The sequence below is a fragment of the Bacillus seohaeanensis genome, assembly GCF_042684945.1.
Classification (GTDB): Bacteria; Bacillota; Bacilli; order Bacillales; family Bacillaceae_B; genus Rossellomorea; species Rossellomorea seohaeanensis.
In genome coordinates this window covers 22,734-39,665 of the sequence record NZ_JBHUMF010000009.1, presented here as the reverse complement: position 1 = coordinate 39,665, position 16,932 = coordinate 22,734, and the positions used below count along the sequence as shown (strand labels likewise).

14 protein-coding genes are annotated in these 16,932 nt (G+C 37.1%); 2 read left to right on the top strand and 12 right to left on the bottom strand.

Annotated elements, in window-relative coordinates; all coding sequences use genetic code 11:
• Positions 1-5: 5 nt before the first annotated feature.
• From dnaJ to gpr, 9 genes are all read right to left on the bottom strand, one after another.
• Positions 6-1,130 (bottom strand): molecular chaperone DnaJ, encoded by a 1,125-nt coding sequence (gene dnaJ / locus ACFSUL_RS04115; RefSeq protein WP_377932968.1) that lies wholly within the window; start codon positions 1,128-1,130, stop codon positions 6-8.
• A gap of 161 nt (positions 1,131-1,291) precedes the next feature.
• Entirely contained in the window at positions 1,292-3,121 is a 1,830-nt protein-coding gene (dnaK, locus tag ACFSUL_RS04110) for a molecular chaperone DnaK (protein ID WP_377932966.1), read from the bottom strand.
• 38 nt (positions 3,122-3,159) lie between these two features.
• Positions 3,160-3,723: a nucleotide exchange factor GrpE gene (grpE, locus tag ACFSUL_RS04105; RefSeq protein ID WP_377932964.1), complete on the bottom strand. Its 564-nt coding sequence runs from the start codon at positions 3,721-3,723 to the stop codon at positions 3,160-3,162.
• 374 nt (positions 3,724-4,097) lie between these two features.
• Positions 4,098-5,132 (bottom strand): heat-inducible transcriptional repressor HrcA, encoded by a 1,035-nt coding sequence (gene hrcA, locus ACFSUL_RS04100; protein ID WP_377932962.1) that lies wholly within the window; start codon positions 5,130-5,132, stop codon positions 4,098-4,100.
• Positions 5,133-5,446: 314 nt separating this feature from the next.
• Positions 5,447-6,580, bottom strand: a complete 1,134-nt coding sequence (gene hemW, locus ACFSUL_RS04095; protein ID WP_377933086.1) for a radical SAM family heme chaperone HemW — start codon at positions 6,578-6,580, stop codon at positions 5,447-5,449.
• Between the two features lie 196 nt (positions 6,581-6,776).
• Positions 6,777-8,609 carry a translation elongation factor 4 gene (gene lepA, locus ACFSUL_RS04090; protein WP_377932960.1) on the bottom strand — a complete coding sequence of 611 codons (1,833 nt, stop codon included), beginning with the start codon at positions 8,607-8,609 and terminating at the stop codon, positions 6,777-6,779.
• Between the two features lie 208 nt (positions 8,610-8,817).
• Entirely contained in the window at positions 8,818-9,222 is a 405-nt protein-coding gene (locus tag ACFSUL_RS04085; protein ID WP_377932958.1) for a YqxA family protein, read from the bottom strand.
• Positions 9,223-9,505: 283 nt separating this feature from the next.
• Complete coding sequence (gene spoIIP, locus ACFSUL_RS04080) at positions 9,506-10,714, bottom strand: stage II sporulation protein P (RefSeq protein WP_377932956.1); 1,209 nt, start codon at positions 10,712-10,714, stop codon at positions 9,506-9,508.
• Positions 10,715-10,816: 102 nt separating this feature from the next.
• Positions 10,817-11,944, bottom strand: a complete 1,128-nt coding sequence (gene gpr / locus ACFSUL_RS04075) for a GPR endopeptidase (protein ID WP_377932954.1) — start codon at positions 11,942-11,944, stop codon at positions 10,817-10,819.
• A gap of 210 nt (positions 11,945-12,154) precedes the next feature.
• On the opposite strand from gpr, the gene rpsT reads away from it, so the two are divergent.
• Complete coding sequence (gene rpsT / locus ACFSUL_RS04070) at positions 12,155-12,406, top strand: 30S ribosomal protein S20 (RefSeq protein WP_071411259.1); 252 nt, start codon at positions 12,155-12,157, stop codon at positions 12,404-12,406.
• Between the two features lie 117 nt (positions 12,407-12,523).
• Here the strand turns inward: rpsT and holA are convergent, their stop codons facing one another.
• Positions 12,524-13,558 (bottom strand): DNA polymerase III subunit delta, encoded by a 1,035-nt coding sequence (holA, locus tag ACFSUL_RS04065; protein WP_377932951.1) that lies wholly within the window; start codon positions 13,556-13,558, stop codon positions 12,524-12,526.
• Between the two features lie 294 nt (positions 13,559-13,852).
• Here holA and ACFSUL_RS04060 point away from each other — a divergent pair, with 294 nt between their 5' ends.
• Positions 13,853-13,987: a YqzM family protein gene (locus tag ACFSUL_RS04060; RefSeq protein WP_071411258.1), complete on the top strand. Its 135-nt coding sequence runs from the start codon at positions 13,853-13,855 to the stop codon at positions 13,985-13,987.
• A gap of 79 nt (positions 13,988-14,066) precedes the next feature.
• On the opposite strand, the gene ACFSUL_RS04055 is transcribed toward ACFSUL_RS04060, so the two are convergent.
• Entirely contained in the window at positions 14,067-16,340 is a 2,274-nt protein-coding gene (locus tag ACFSUL_RS04055; RefSeq protein ID WP_377932948.1) for a DNA internalization-related competence protein ComEC/Rec2, read from the bottom strand.
• Positions 16,341-16,343: 3 nt separating this feature from the next.
• Positions 16,344-16,907, bottom strand: a complete 564-nt coding sequence (locus ACFSUL_RS04050; protein WP_377932946.1) for a ComE operon protein 2 — start codon at positions 16,905-16,907, stop codon at positions 16,344-16,346.
• Positions 16,908-16,932 lie beyond the last annotated feature (25 nt).

Sequence of the window (16,932 nt, the reverse complement as noted above, 5' to 3'; positions counted from 1 at the left end):
CCTACTTATTCACCCTTAAAGGCCTTTTTTACTTTATCAAAGAAACTTTCATGCTGCTCATCAGGAACTTGTCCGCTAATGTCAGCGAATTCCCTTAACAGATCCTTCTGTTTATCCGTCAGCTTGGTTGGAGTCACTACCTTTACTTTAATGTGCTGGTCGCCAACACCATAGCCTCTTACATTCGGAACACCTTTACCACGAAGTCTAAAGTTTGTACCTGTTTGTGTTCCAGCTGGGACTTTCAACTTAACCTTCCCATGTAAAGTAGGAACCTCAATTTCATCACCTAATGCTGACTGTACAAATGTAATCGGCATTTCGCAATAGATGTCATCGCCATCACGTTCAAAAAAGTCATGGGAGCGAACATGGAATACAACATATAGATCCCCTGCAGGCCCGCCATTAACCCCAGGTTCCCCTTGTCCGGTAACTCTAAGTTGTTGACCATCATCGATACCCGCTGGAATCTTCACGTTAATTTTACGGCGCTTTTTCACTTTTCCTGCACCACCGCAAGTAGAACATTTCTCCTTAATTTCTTTACCTGTTCCACTACAGTAGTTACATACACGTCTATTAACAATTCTGCCAAATGGTGTATTTTGTTCTACATTCAATTGACCTGAGCCATTACAATGAGAACATGTATTCACTTTTGTACCAGGTTTTGCTCCTGATCCATGGCATGTATCACATTCTTCTTCTTTTGGAATTTCAATATCTGTTTCTTTACCGAAAACAGCTTCTTCAAAACGTAACGTCATCGTATACTGTAGGTCCGCACCTTGTCTTGGAGCATTCGGATCCCTTCTTCTCGAACCGCCACCGCCAAAGAAGGTATTGAAAATATCTTCAAAACCACCGAAACCACCAAAGTCAGCTCCGCCACCACCAAATCCTTGGTTTGGATCTGTATGGCCGAATCTATCATACTGTGCACGTTTTTGGTCATCACTAAGTGCTTCATAAGCCTCTGAAATTTCCTTGAATTTATCTGCAGCATCCGCTTCTTTATTAATATCAGGATGATATTTTTTTGAGAGCTTGCGGTATGCTTTTTTGATTTCGTCTTTTGAGGCGTCTTTTCCAACACCTAGTACTTCATAATAATCCCGTTTACTCATCAAATCGACACTCCCGAATCTTTAGCATAAAGGTTATTTTAACATTGATCGTAATATGTTATCAATAATTAGTACAAAATATAATGAATGATTCCCTTTATCAAAGAAAAAGCCAAAGCCAAGAACATCCCTGACTTTGACTTTTCCTAACTGATTAAAAATTATTTATCGTCTTTTACTTCTTCGTATTCAGCGTCTACAACGTCATCATCTTTACTGTCGTTTTGACCTTCAGTACCTTGAGCAGCTTGTGCTTGTTTCGCTGCTTCTTCATATAGCTTTGTAGATAGGTCTTGAACGATTTGTTGAAGAGCATCTTTCTTTTCGCGGATAAGCTCAAGTTCATTTTTTTCGATAGCATCTTTAAGTTCTGCTTTCGCATCTTCTGCTTTTTTCACTTCTGCTTCGTCTACTTTTCCTTCTAGCTCTTTCAACGTTTTTTCTGTAGAGAATACTAGTTGGTCAGCTTCGTTGCGAAGTTCAACTTCTTCTTTCCGCTTTTTATCTGCATCAGCATTTTCTTCTGCTTCTTTAACCATTTTATCAATTTCTTCGTCAGAAAGACCTGTAGAAGATTTGATTGTAATGTTTTGTTCTTTTCCTGTACCAAGGTCCTTAGCACTAACATTTACGATACCATTTTTATCAATATCGAACTTAACTTCGATTTGAGGTACTCCTCGTGGTGCTGGAGGAATATCGGATAATTGGAAACGCCCTAATGTTTTATTATCCGCAGCCATTGGACGTTCCCCTTGAAGTACATGGATGTCAACCGCTGTTTGATTATCCGCCGCAGTAGAGAACACTTGTGATTTTGAAGTCGGAATTGTTGTATTTCGCTCAATAAGTTTTGTTGATACTCCACCCATTGTTTCAATACCAAGTGAAAGTGGTGTTACATCAAGAAGGACAACATCTTTCACATCACCTGTTAAGACTCCACCTTGAATCGCAGCACCCATTGCTACAACTTCATCAGGGTTTACACCTTTATGAGGATCTTTACCTGTTTCCTTTTTAATTGCTTCTTGTACAGCTGGGATACGTGTAGATCCACCTACAAGGATAACTTTGTCAATCTCGCTTGGAGATAACCCTGCATCTTTCATTGCTTGACGAGTAGGTCCCATTGTGCGCTCAACAAGATCTGCAGAGATTTCATCGAATTTTGCACGAGTTAAGTTAATCTCTAAGTGAAGTGGACCAGCTTCTCCTGCTGTAATAAATGGCAATGAAATCTGTGTAGATGTTACACCTGAAAGATCCTTTTTCGCTTTTTCAGCTGCATCTTTCAAACGTTGCATAGCCATTTTATCTTTAGAAAGATCAATTCCATTTTCTTTTTTGAACTCCGCTACAAGATAATCCATGATTACATCATCGAAGTCATCTCCACCAAGACGATTATCTCCCGCTGTAGAACGTACTTCGAATACACCGTCACCAAGTTCTAGGATAGATACGTCGAACGTACCTCCACCAAGGTCATACACTAAAATAGTTTGATCTTCATCCATTTTATCTAAACCATATGCTAATGCTGCAGCAGTTGGTTCATTAATAATACGTTCTACTTCTAAGCCAGCAATTTTACCAGCATCTTTTGTTGCTTGACGTTCTGCATCGTTGAAATAAGCCGGAACAGTAACAACCGCTTTTTCAACCTTTTCACCTAAATACTCTTCTGCATATCCTTTAAGATGTTGAAGAATCATTGCAGAAATTTCTTGTGGAGTAAATTCTTTGTCTTCCACGTTCACTTTATGATCTGTACCCATATGACGCTTTACAGAAATAACTGTATTAGGGTTTGTAATTGATTGGCGCTTAGCCACTTCCCCAATTTGTCTTTCCCCATTTTTAAAAGCTACAACAGATGGTGTTGTGCGGTTTCCTTCTGGATTAGGAATAACCTTCGGTTCTCCACCTTCAAGAACAGACACACAAGAGTTTGTTGTACCTAAATCGATACCGATAATTTTACTCATGAAAAGAGACCTCCCTATTTTTCACAATATGTAATTTATTATTGATTTACTTTTACCATTGAAGGACGAATCACTCTATCCTTTAACTGATATCCTTTTTGAAATTCTTCTACCACTATATTGCTCGAAAAGTTTTCATCCTCGACTTGCATTACAGCTTGGTGAAGGTGAGGATTAAATTCTTGTCCCACAGCTTCAATCGGCTCACAGCCTTCTTTTTTCAATGCTTCAACAATACTTTTGTGTACCATTTCCATACCTTGAAGCAAGGATTTCGTCTGTTCATTTTCTGCCTCTATATTTAAAGCACGTTCGAAATTATCAAGTGCTGGTAGAAGTTCGGAAATTAAGCTTTGTGCACGATATTTTTCGTTTGCTTCGTTTTCCAATGTTACACGACGACGAAAATTATCGAAGTCTGCACGTAAACGAAGATAACGGTTTTCAGAGTCTTCTAGCTCTTGCTTAAGCTGAGAAACTTCATCTGTTGTTTGCCCTTCAGCTACTTCTGCTTCTTCAGCAAACACTTCTTCTACCGTTTCTCCATTTTCGTTGTTTACTTCTTCTGTTTGTTGACCGGTTTGTTTCGTTTCTTCCGCCATTTCTTCTTCACCTCCTTAAAAGAAAAGTATAAGCGGCTTGGTTAGACCCAACAAGCATAAGACGAACATCTCAAAAAGGCGCTTTTTGCCTTTTTGAGATGATCACCTTATGACTCGAGGGGCTAGCCGCTGGAACTAGACAAATCGAAAAGTATAAGCGGCTTGGTCAGCTCGCGAAGAAAATAGGGATTAGCCTTAAAAGGCGTCCTTTGCCTTTAAGAGCTAATCGTCTTTTTCACAGCGAGCTAGCCGCTGGAACTAGACAGTAAATTTGCCCATTTCAACGTTAATAACTTCATTAATCCATAAAGATCCCAGAAACCAGGCTAAAACTGATTTCTAACGTTAATTATTATCTTTATACAATATGTCCACTATAATCCGCTTTGATACAATTTAGTAAGGACCTTAGACATATCATCAGTAAAGAAATCTAATAAGCTGATGACGCGCGAATATTCCATTCTAGTTGGTCCTAAAATAGCAATAGACCCCACTTGTTCTGCTCCTATAGAATAAGAAGCGGTAATTAAACTACAATTTTCCATTGCTAAATGATTGTTTTCTCTGCCTATTTTAACACTTAGTCCACTTCCAGCGGGTCTAATGATATCATATAGACTATCTTCTTGCTCAATCATGTTAAGAAGTAGCCGAACCTTTTGAATATCATTAAACTCAGGCTGATTAAGCATGTTGGTTTTTCCGCCAAAGAACAATTTATCATGTGTTGGCATATCTAACGATTGTGTTAAAGAATGCAAAATAAAATCATAGTTTTGAATATGCTGCTTTAATAGCAAAGCAACTTCTTTAAAGATTTTATCGTGCAAATCACTTATCTGCACTCCAGTTAAACGATCATTTAATATATTGACCAGCTTTTCCAACTCTGCGGGATTCATAGTCGGAGGTAGTTGAAACATCCTATTTTCAACATGACCGTTGTCCGTTACGATAATTGCAACCGCCGTATTGTTGTTAAGCGGTACAAGTTGAATTTTCTTTAACCTATTTTCTTTTAAATCAGGTCCTAATAGAATTGTTGTATAACTCGTCAATTCAGATAAGATTTTTGCCGACTTCTGCACCACTTTCTCTAGTTCATAAATTTTTTCAGCAAAGACCGAGCGCAGTGCGTCTACATCCCCTTGATTAAGTTGTTGGGGTGACAATAAATGATCTACATAATAACGATATCCCTTTTCAGAGGGAACACGTCCAGAAGAAGTATGGGTTTTTTCAATAAAACCAAGGTCCTCTAGATCCGCCATTTCATTTCTAATTGTAGCTGAACTAAAAGAAATATCCTCTTTTTTGGACAGGCTTCTTGAACCAATCGGTTGTGCAGACCGGATAAAATCATCAATAATAACTTGTAATATAAGCAATTGTCGATCTGTTAACAACGTTTATCACCTCTGTTAGCACTCTCTTTATATGAGTGCTAAATCTAATAATAAATTATCAAAACAAAGATGAGATGTCAATAAAGAGAAACTACAATCAGTAGGGATTTTTTTCATCCTCACTGATTATTAATCCCCTTCTACTATCAATATCCCTACTTGTCAGCGAATACTTAACCGACAGTACGAACCCTATTGGTTTAGCTAAAGCTTTGGCAAGTTTCACTATACCTCACCAAACGCGCATTTACTGGCAGTTGGCCTCCCTCAAACCTTAAGATCAGAAGGTTTACTCCCCGTTAATGTGGGACAAGTTAAATTATTCCAAGAAATTCTTGGAACACTTCATTCCCTAAGAATTTTCCTTCATTTGTCAAATAAACTCTTTCGTCCCCATTTTGTAACAAACCTCTTTTTTGCATCTTTTCAATTGGCTCTTGAAAAACCTCCATAATATCCTGGTTGAATTTCTTTTGAAATACAACCTTCGACACACCTTCTGTTTTCCTAAGTCCGAGAAACATTTCTTCCTCCATACTCTCACTCTTCGTTACAGTGTGCTCTTGAATAATTGGCAATTCGCCGCAAGAGACCGGCTTGATGTATTTTTTTATTGGTCCATGATTAGAATATCGAATACCATTTACATATCCGTGAGCACCTGCTCCAAAACCGTAATATTCATTATTATCCCAGTAAACAAGATTATGCTTGCTTTCATAACCTTTTTTAGCAAAATTACTAATTTCGTATTGATGAACGTTATGTTTGTTCATAGTAGACATTAATAATTCATACATCTCTGCTTCTTCGTCTTGGCTAGGAAGGTGTAACTTTCCTTTTCTCATTAAATTATAAAAGACTGTTTTAGGCTCCACAATTAAGGAGTAGGCAGAATAATGAGGGAGGTCTAATGCTAGTGCTTTTTCTAGTGTATCTTTAAAGTCCTCTTTCGTTTGACCTGGTAAGCTATAAATTAAATCAATGCTTATATTTGAAAAACCAACGTTTAACGCATTGGTTACAGAAGTATATACATCTTTACTTTTATGTGTTCTGCCGATTCTATGAAGCAACTCGTCATTGAATGACTGCACTCCAAAACTAAGGCGGTTGACACCATAGTCTTTTAAAACAGACAGCTTTTCTTTTGTTAGGTCACCAGGGTTTGCCTCAAAGGTAAATTCTCCATTTTTTAACGGCAAATGTTTAGTAATTGCTTCGCATAGTATCTCTAGCTCTTTTGCTGAAAGGGAAGTAGGTGTACCTCCTCCGACAAAAATTGTATCAGTTTCTATTTTCTGTTTTTGCGTTCTTAAACTTAATTCCGTTTCAAGGGCATTCAGGTATTCACTAACAGGCTGCCCTTCCAAAAATACTTTATTAAAATCACAATAGTGACAAATATGTTCACAAAACGGAATATGGATATAGGCTGATTGAGGCATTTTCATTTCTCACTTTCTCTACTTAAACTCAAAACAGGAATAACCGAGATGCTTAATTACTTTTTCATAGAGAAAAGGGGGTAAGTGAAGCTTGATTTCAAGCCGCTTTCCCCCTTTTTTCTATTGAAGCATCACATTATTCGCTATTACATTTTAAGCTAATGGTATAGTCTATTACTACCCAACAGGTCTTTGATTACTTTTTATCGCTGTCATCCATTTTTAAAACAGCCATAAATGCTTCTTGAGGGACTTCTACAGAGCCCACTTGCTTCATTCGTTTTTTCCCTTCCTTTTGCTTCTCGAGAAGCTTTCGTTTACGGGAAATGTCTCCGCCATAACATTTAGCTAAGACGTTTTTACGAATAGCCTTAATGGTCGACCTAGCAACAATTTTTTGGCCAATCGCTGCTTGAACTGGAACTTCAAACTGTTGTCTTGGAATAAGTTCTTTTAATTTATCAACGATTACTTTCCCACGGTCATAAGCAAAGTCACGGTGAACAATAAAACTTAATGCATCTACCTGCTCACCATTCAATAGGATATCCATCTTCACTAGCTTCGATGGTTTATAACCAATTAGTTCGTAATCAAAGGAAGCATAACCTTTTGTATTCGACTTTAGCTGATCAAAGAAATCATAAACAATCTCAGCAAGAGGGATTTCATAAACGATATTCACTCTCGTTTCATCCATGTATTGCATATCGATAAAGTTCCCGCGTTTCCCTTGACAAAGTTCCATTACCGCACCAACAAAATCATTTGGAACCATCATTGTTGCCTTTACATACGGTTCTTCCACGCTTTCAACCTTTTGCGGGTCAGGCATCATTGATGGGTTATCAACACTAATTTCCTCACCATCTGTTAATTGCACATGATAAATAACACTTGGTGCTGTGGTTATTAGGTCAATTTTAAATTCTCTTTCAATACGTTCTTGTATGATTTCCATATGAAGCAATCCTAAGAAACCACAACGGAAACCAAAACCTAATGCTTGTGATGTCTCCGGTTCGTATTGAAGGGCAGAATCATTTAACTCCAATTTCTCTAACGCTTCACGAAGGTCATTGTATTTATTAGAGTCAATTGGATATAGCCCACAGTACACCATTGGATTTAGTTTTCGATAGCCCGGAAGTGGTTCTGACGCTGGATTTTTCGCTAGCGTAATTGTGTCCCCCACTCTTGTATCTCCTACATTTTTAATAGCCGCAGTCAGAAATCCTACATCGCCGACTGTTAACTCATTAACTGGCGTTGCTTTTGGGGTAAACACGCCAACTTCTGTTACTTCGAATTCCTTTCCTGTCGCCATCATGCGAACTTTATCTCCAACCTTAACGCTACCTTCCACCACACGAATATACGCGACAACACCGCGGTAGGCATCATATAAAGAATCGAATATCAATGCTTGTAAAGGATTATCAGGATCTCCTTGTGGAGCCGGTACCTTTTCCACAACCTGTTCTAAAATATCCTCAATACCGATACCTGCTTTTGCTGATGCTAGCACCGCTTCAGATGCATCTAACCCAATAACATCCTCCACTTCTTGACGGACTCTCTCCGGGTCTGCAGCAGGTAAATCAATTTTATTAATAACTGGTAGGATCTCTAAATCATTGTCCAGCGCTAAATATACGTTGGCCAATGTCTGGGCCTCAATACCTTGTGCTGCATCCACTACTAAGACAGCACCTTCACATGCAGCCAAACTACGTGAAACTTCATACGTAAAGTCGACATGTCCAGGTGTGTCAATTAGATGAAAAATATATTCCTCTCCATCTTTAGCCTGATATTTCAACTGAACAGAATTCAATTTGATAGTAATTCCGCGCTCTCTTTCTAGATCCATTGAGTCTAGCAATTGCTCTTTCATTTCACGAGCCGTCAAAGCTTTCGTTTTCTCTAGAATACGGTCAGCTAAGGTTGACTTCCCATGATCTATATGAGCAATAATAGAGAAGTTTCTTATTCTTTGTTGTCTTTTTAACTTTTCTTCACGATTCATAAACGTTCAACTCCTGTTAATCCACACATATACACTACGTTGAATTATAGCAGTAGCATCTTGATTATTCAATGTAAACAAAATATTAACGAAAAGTTAAAGAAAAACTGTCACTCGAAGCTTCAGTAATTAAATTTCTTATTTATAAAATAAGCTGATACACAAGGAAAATGTTTTGCATTTTCCATATGTATCAGCTTTTTGTTTCTTATACTAGTGAAGCAACAAACTCGATGATGGAATTTGTTAAATCGGAAACGAATCCTGCTAACGATTTACCGATTGAGGAAAAAAAATTGAATGCCTTCATCTTTTCTAGCTTTTCCTTCTTCTCTATTATTGTTTCTTCTTGAATTTCATTTCCAAGAACAGATGCTTCATACTCCCCTTCTTCGTCTTGTGAAAGCTGAACGGCTGAAGAAAGGGAATGTCCCTCATGGCCTTTCATTTCTATAATACCTTCACTTGCGTACTGCATCCCGATTAAAACACCGATAAATAGGACCGAAACAAGGAGTATACATTTAAATATAAATGTTTTCATTACCGTCTCTCCATTCATATCCGGGCAGCATACTCCTACCCAATAATAAGGTAAAACTTCGATAGGCAAGGAACCCTCACCTTTCCGCCACTACTGACCTATAGTAGCTAAACTAGTTGGAGTCTTGAACCAATATTTTATGGCTCATTTCGTATGAATTGTTGCTATTTGGTCCGCAGCCCGAACACACTTCGCTTTCCGCGGGCGACCAGCGAGCCTCCTCGCATACGCTGCGGGGTCTCGCTCTGGTCGCTGTTCCCGCAGGAGTCTACGTGTGTTCGAGCTGCTCCCTGCATCTAGCTACATTTTAATTCGTATCAAAAAGCAACACTCTTTTATGAAACAGCCTATTTTATTGACTTGATGGAGGAGTAGATATATTATGATTGACTTTATCTGCCTGCCAGTAGTAATCTGCAAATATTTCTGCAAAAGCCTCCGATGTCCGATTCAATTCTTCGAATGTATTATCCACACCACCAAATTCCAATAACATTGCATTTCCAGACATATCCTGATTAAACTTCCCGTTCGTTCCGCTTCCTTTTTTAACAAAAACACCGCGTGATAAACCTTTATATTTCGCTTCTAACTTTTCATGAAGTTCAGTAGCTAACTTAAGGTTTTTTTCATAGTTTGGATGTTCTGCACCTACCACAAAAGCAAGTTTTGCATAGGAATTTCCGTTAATAGTTGCTGTCGTTACATCTTTACGTTGAGAATCACGATGAACATCAATCAAGTATAATAAATCTTTATTCCCAGCCATTGCTGCTTGAACTAACGGACGCGACTCCTGATACGCTGCCCAATATTCAAGCCCTTTGTTATTTAAATTCTTTATTACATCGGTTTTATCTATACTTGTTCCAATCCCCAACTGTTCGAGCTCACTTTTAAGTTTGTCTCCAACTTTTGTGACGTTTATTTTTGAATGATGAGCCAAGTTAGGATCTTTTACACCTTGGAGATAAGGTAAGTAAGACTCTCTCGTATGAGAGAAATACAAATGTACCGTTTTTTTACCTCCCGTACTTTGAGGAGGAGTAGTATCCCCATTTTCCGAACCAGATTCATTTAATTTTTCTGTATTTTGCAATTCAGCCTCGTTTTCAGTATCCAATGCATCACGTGGAGGGACTGACTCTATTGGCATATTGGTAAAATTTGTCCCTTCACCAGCTACTAAAATATCTCCGTCAAATATTGAGAACCCTGGTAGTTCTCTTCCTAACAAACTTCTTGGGTCTTCAAAACTTACATTTGTAGTAACTTGAAACAATAACGATGACAAACTTGGCCATTCCTGTTCATCTTCCACATTCATATTACCAAATGCACGATTTTCCAACGCAAATAACCTATACAAAGCCTCACCAGAGACATTCTCCGCTGCTTGGTTTAACGAATTAGAAGTTATTCTATATTCCGGTTTTAATGACGTCAGAATTCCTGAGATCGAAAAAATTGAAAGTAAACCAACAATAAAAATGACAAACCCTTTTAACAAAGTCGACAAATTGACTGCTACAACATAATTTGATGATTTATACGACCTCACTAGTTCCACCCTTTCTAAACAACTCTAGTACAAACTATGATATTGATAGAAAAAGTAGAACCTAAAATAGTAACGGACCAAACAATAGACCGCCAATTATTACTATCTTGTTTTGAAACCTGTATTACCTTGGTCTACCGCATCATGAAGAGCGGCGTTTAATCCGTTTGCGATAAGATTTGCCATATCTTCAATAAACACATCTACTTCCTTTGGCGTAACCATTAAGTTATGACCAAGCGGGGATAACACTTCACTTATCAGCTTTCTCTTTTCCTGCTCTTCAAGCGTTCCAATTATCCCCAAAAATGTCTTCCGATGCTGTTCCGCCGGTAAGTCCTCTTCTGTCAATTCTCTCCGTTCCCCAAAAGTTAAACCAGCAGGTGCTAGTGATCGTGAGGGACGATCTCCTTCTTTCATTTCCTTTCCAAAATGCTTCAATAGAAAATCTACCGTATCACTGGCAATAGTAACTGCATCTACTACAGTCGGAACCCCAATAGCAATTACAGGCACACCAAACGTTTCTTCATCAAGCCCTTTTCTTTTATTTCCAACTCCCGATCCCGGATGAATACCTGTATCTGAGATTTGAATGGTAGAATTCACTCGTTCAATTGACCTTGATGCAAGTGCATCAATTACGATAACGAAGTCTGGTTTTGATTTCTCTACAACACCGAAGATAATATCACTTGTTTCAATACCTGTCAGACCCATTACCCCAGGCACTAATGAACTTGTAGCCCTATATCCGGACTGTACAGATTCTGGTTGAAATTCGAATAAATGCTTTGTCACAATGACACTTTCACAAACTTGCGGTCCAAGAGAGTCAGGAGTCACATTCCAATTACCAAGCCCAACAATTAAACAGCTTGCATCTTTAGCAATTCCTTTGTTTTTTAAAAACTGACTGAATTCCTTCGCAAATAGCGACTCTACCTTTTGTTGTAAATCAGTATCTTGTTGGCGAATGCCATGGGCTTCAATCGTTAAATAATTTCCAGCTTTTTTTCCAATGTTCTTTTCCCCTTCAGGTGTAATCGTAACAAGGGAGACATTAATACCCTCTTCCTCCCTTTCTTTAATTATTACTCCTTCAAGTTCTGTATTTTTTTGATTCTTTTTTTCTTCCTTTACCTTATCGTTTAACACCATTTCCCTTGCTTCTACCGCTAAATCAGTACGTACGGAATAGTTACTTAAATCTAAATTTTTTTTGTCCATTACAAATAGAACCTCCTAATGGATTAGTTTTACTAATATTTTCTATGTTTGCCTTTCTAGTAAAACTTCATTCATCAGAAACTATTTAACGGGATTACTATTGCAAAACGTGAGCCAATTTGATAGAATATCACTTGTTCTGATTAATTATGGATATTGAAAATCGAGTGAAATATATATGCCTCGATCGTTTTATAGGAGGTGACAGGAATGCCAAATATTAAATCTGCTATTAAACGCGTTAAAACTAATGATGCACGTAGCGCTCATAATGCTACTATCAAATCTGCAATGCGTACTGCTTTGAAAAAAGCGGAAGCTGCTGTAGTAAACGGTGAAGAGAACGCAAAAGAACTTGTAAGTGTAGCTGTTAAACATTTAGACAAAGCAGCACAAAAAGGTCTTATCCACAAAAATGCTGCTAATCGTCATAAAGCACGTCTAATGACAAAAGCTAACTAATAGTTTGCTGACTAAAAAAGCTGAGGTTATCATAACCTCAGCTTTTTTATATAGACATAAATGCCAATAGCTACAACGCCCCTAACACTAGATATTGCAGCCTAACATGTGAACCTTTTAATGTGTAATTGTTGCCTGCTCTTGTAATTTAAATAAAAACAATTCTATAACCAATTCTTTCTTCTGTCTACCTGTCTTCATTTCGTAGTCCCCTTGAGCAAGTAAATCAATAATGTATGATAACTGTTCATCAGTAAAATATTTCGCTTGACCTGCTGCCAACTTAACACGAAAAGGATGTACTTTTATAAAGGAAGCAATTTTTTGCTGACCATATCCCCTTCGAGATAATTCCTTTACTTGATAGATTAACCGAAATTGATTCGCCAATACAGCCAGAATTTTAATTGGCTCTTCATTCTGTTTTAGTAGATCATAGTAGATTCTTAATGCTTGATCAATTTTTCGATGAACAACTTTGTCCACTAATGAAAAAATATTTTGTTCAAGCGATCGTGCTGTAAGTTTCTCAACAGCTTCTATATCTATTCTGTTTGTTTCACTCGCATATAAGGAAATTTTGTCCAATTCCCTCGTTAGCATCATAAGATTGGTCCCAGCTAAAGCAATTAATAAGTCCATTGCTTCTTCATCCATTTGTATATCATTCAATGAAACCCTTTGCCTAATCCATGTTTTTAACTCCCGTTCATTTAATTTTTTCGCTTCTACTACTTCTGCTTGTTTTTTTATTTGCTTCGTAATCTTTTTTCGCTCATCCAATTTTTCATATGGGGCTGCTATGACTAAAATGGTATAAGGTGCAGGAGAAGATATGTATTGTTCGAGTTTTTTCACATTATGCTCAACTTTTTCCTTTGTCTTTTCAGCAGTAAGAAAGACAGGATTTTGAAGGATTACTACTCTTCTCTCACCCATAAACGGGAATGTTTCCGCATCTTCAATAGCAGTTTCAACAGGCGTTTCTTCTAGGTCATACACAGAAAAGTTAAAATCCATTTCTTCTGGGGAAATCGCATGTTCTATTAATTTTTGTTTCGTTTCATTGATTAAAAAAGGTTCATTTCCGTACAATAAATATATATTAGCGAATTGCAATCTTTCAATTTTTTTCCAAGTATCAATAACCAAATTAGCACTCTCCAGTATTTCTTTCTCCTACTTATCATAAAAAAGCTTTTTGGTTTTGACAAGGTGGAAAGGGGATATCCGTTGTTTAAGGACACCCCCTAAATCTATATTAACACCGATGAAAAAGACCTAGGACCCTTTCTCATCAGCGGTATTTCCTTTGTAATCATTATCTTCACCGATAATGTGACATCTTATAGGTGACAACTCTTGTCAGTATAGGAAAATGTACAAGGAAGTATAGATTTTTTATTCGGGATGCTCTATACTAGAATAGAAATAGGAGGGGTAGTTGTGAACGAATTTGAGAAAAATGTCCAATCAAAGAGAAACGATGCAGTAGATTCTGGTGTAGGCTTTATTGTATCTTTTGGTTTCTTTGCGACAATGTTCATTATCGCAACTGTCATTAAGTATATTGGTTCTTAATGAAAGACAGGGGCTAACTCAGCTTATAATCTTGAGTTAGCCTTTTTCTTTTGTCTTCTATCTTAATTGTTACTACATCCTATGGAAGCACGCCCGAAAATGTTCCACTTTCACCCAAAAATTTATAGACTACGGCACCATGAACAGAGGTGGAATAGACGTCAATATTACGCTCCGAAAGACGCTTTACAACATCCGAGTGTGGATGTCCAAATCGATTATTTACTCCAGCAGAAATAATAGCTATGCTCGGCTCTAGACCATCTAGAAGTTCTTCACTTGTCGATGTGTTACTCCCATGATGGCCTACCTTCAACACATCAACATTTATTTTGAATTTCTTCATTATATTCTTCTCGCCTTTTTCTTCCAAATCTCCAGTAAATAACCACTTCTTCCCACCCATTAAACTGTATATAACAATAGAATCGTTATTTCCTTCATAATCTGTATCTGTAGGAGAAACAATTTGGAAACTTCCATGTTCTGTATGCCAACTTTTCGGTGACATCACTTCTTTTACTTTTACATTTTTCCCTTTTGCCGCTTTCATAACATCTTTCATCGCATCTTTTTCTAAACTGTTCGGGCTTATCATTACCTCCTTTATCAACATTTCTTGTATAATGTCTTTCGCTCCTCCAATATGGTCTAAATCACTATGCGTTAGAATTAATTTATCAACTACTGCAATTCCCTTACTTTTTAAAACAGGCAAAACAAGATCCTTCCCTACTGAAAATTCTTTTGACCTTTTCTCCCACTCTTCTTCTGGAAATTTCATATTACCTCCAGTATCAATTAGATAGGTTCCACCATTATAAGGCAAATCAATAAGAATGGAATCACCTTGACCAACATCAATAAAAACTATCTCACCATAGGGAGAATAGTAATTCCACCCTAATTGAATACACATTGTGAAAACAAGGAGAATGAATCCTTTTGTCAACCTTCTCTTTTCCCAACAATAAAATAAATAAAATACTGTAATAACGTAACTAATCATTAACACCAACGAAGGTCTACCTAGAACAATTTCTGAAAAAGATTGTTCACTAATAAAAATCGATACTTTATCAATAAATGTTACGATATGTCTCAATATTAACAGTAAAAACATTCCTGCAGGCACCGATATTCCAAGCAAAATAAAGATAAAAATTACCCCTGGAAGGACGATAATAGAGAACAATGGAACATACAATAAATTTGTTAAAAAACCTACCAATGAAAATTCAAAGTAGTGGTAAATAATTACAGGTAGTGATGCTAACTGGGAAATTATTGTTACATTGAAGAGTCCCTTAATATAAGAAGTGAAGCTTTGCAAGATAACCTTTGAGGATAATATAAGAGCAAAACTAACAATAAAGGAGAGTTGAAAACCAACATTGTAAATAGAGTAAGGGGAAAGAAATAGAAATATGCAAAAAATAAGAGAAAAGCTATCTAGTACGGTTATCGAACGGAGATACTTCCTAGTTAAAATTAGGATAATCATCATTCCTGAAGCTCTTATAACTGGTGGTGAAGCACCAGTCACAATGATATAAACAAATAAAAATCCAACTAGTAACCATTGTGATAACTCTTTTGTTATCCCTACCCTGAGTAACAAGTAGTAAATCATACTCGTTAACATACCAACATGCAAACCCGAAATTGCCAATAAGTGGACTACTCCCAAGCTTTGATACGCTTCATAAGTATTTTCTTCAATATTGTTTTTTTCTCCGAACAAAAGAGCTTGTGCTACCCCAATTAATTCAGAAGGAAAATACTTTTCTACCTTTAAAAGGCTGGTTTGTCTCCATTGAAGCAACTTATAATAAAAATGATTATTGCTTTTACAGGAGGAAAGAGCTATTTCATCTGCTTCTACTATCCAATTGACCCCATTATTACTTAGATATTTTTGATAGTCAAAACTGTTTGGGTTTCTCATCCCATCAGGTTTTACAAGCTCCCCTTTAACAGAACATGTCATCCCTGGAGCAATTCTGTATAATTCAGCTTTTTCTTTTTTCGATGAAATATAATATCGCAAGGAAATTTTTTCATTTTGAACTGTTGATAGACTTTTGAATACGTTCCCGTCGATATCTGGTTGCTCGTTGAATAAAACTTGGAAATGACTTTGGTTAGAGGAAAGTGAAGATTCGTTTAAATGTTGATGGAAAATGGTATTTGTATACGAGAGAAGTAAGATAAACATACATAATAACTGGATTTTCACAGACATTTTCTTACGAAATAAAGGGATGGTAAGGAGAAAGAAGAAAGCGGCACCCCAAAATGGATGAAGTGCCAATAAGATACCAGTAAGTACTGCCCAAGCAAAATAAATCACAAGTTACCCTTTATAAAGCTTTATATATTCTTTTTCGTATTGTTTAAGCTTTTCTTCTTCCAACCCTAACTTTTTTAAATCTTCCATCGCATTACTAAGTAATTGAGCTTTTTCATTAAAAAGTGGATCCATGTTTTCTGGTGCAAAAGGCACCTTCTCGACTACTACACCTGCTTGTTGGAATAATTCTATTGCATAAGGATGATTTTTGTAATCTGTTGCGTAATAAACCGTTTTTATTCCAGCTTGGATAATTGCCTTGCAACACTGAAGGCAAGGAAAATGCGTAACATATATTTCTGCATTTTCTGTACCAACACCGAATTTTGCACACTGTAAAATAGCATTCATTTCTGCATGTATCGTTCTTACACAATGGTTATCTATAACATAACAGCCTTCATCCATACAATGATCTCCTCCGGCTATCGAGCCATTATAACCTCCCGCAATTATCCTTTTATCCCGGACAATTGTTGCCCCGACTGTCAATCTAGTACATGTACTTCGAAGAGCCAATAAATGACTTTGTGCTAAAAAATATTGATGCCAAGCAATTCTCCCCATAATTGGTTGCTCCTTTATTTGTAGT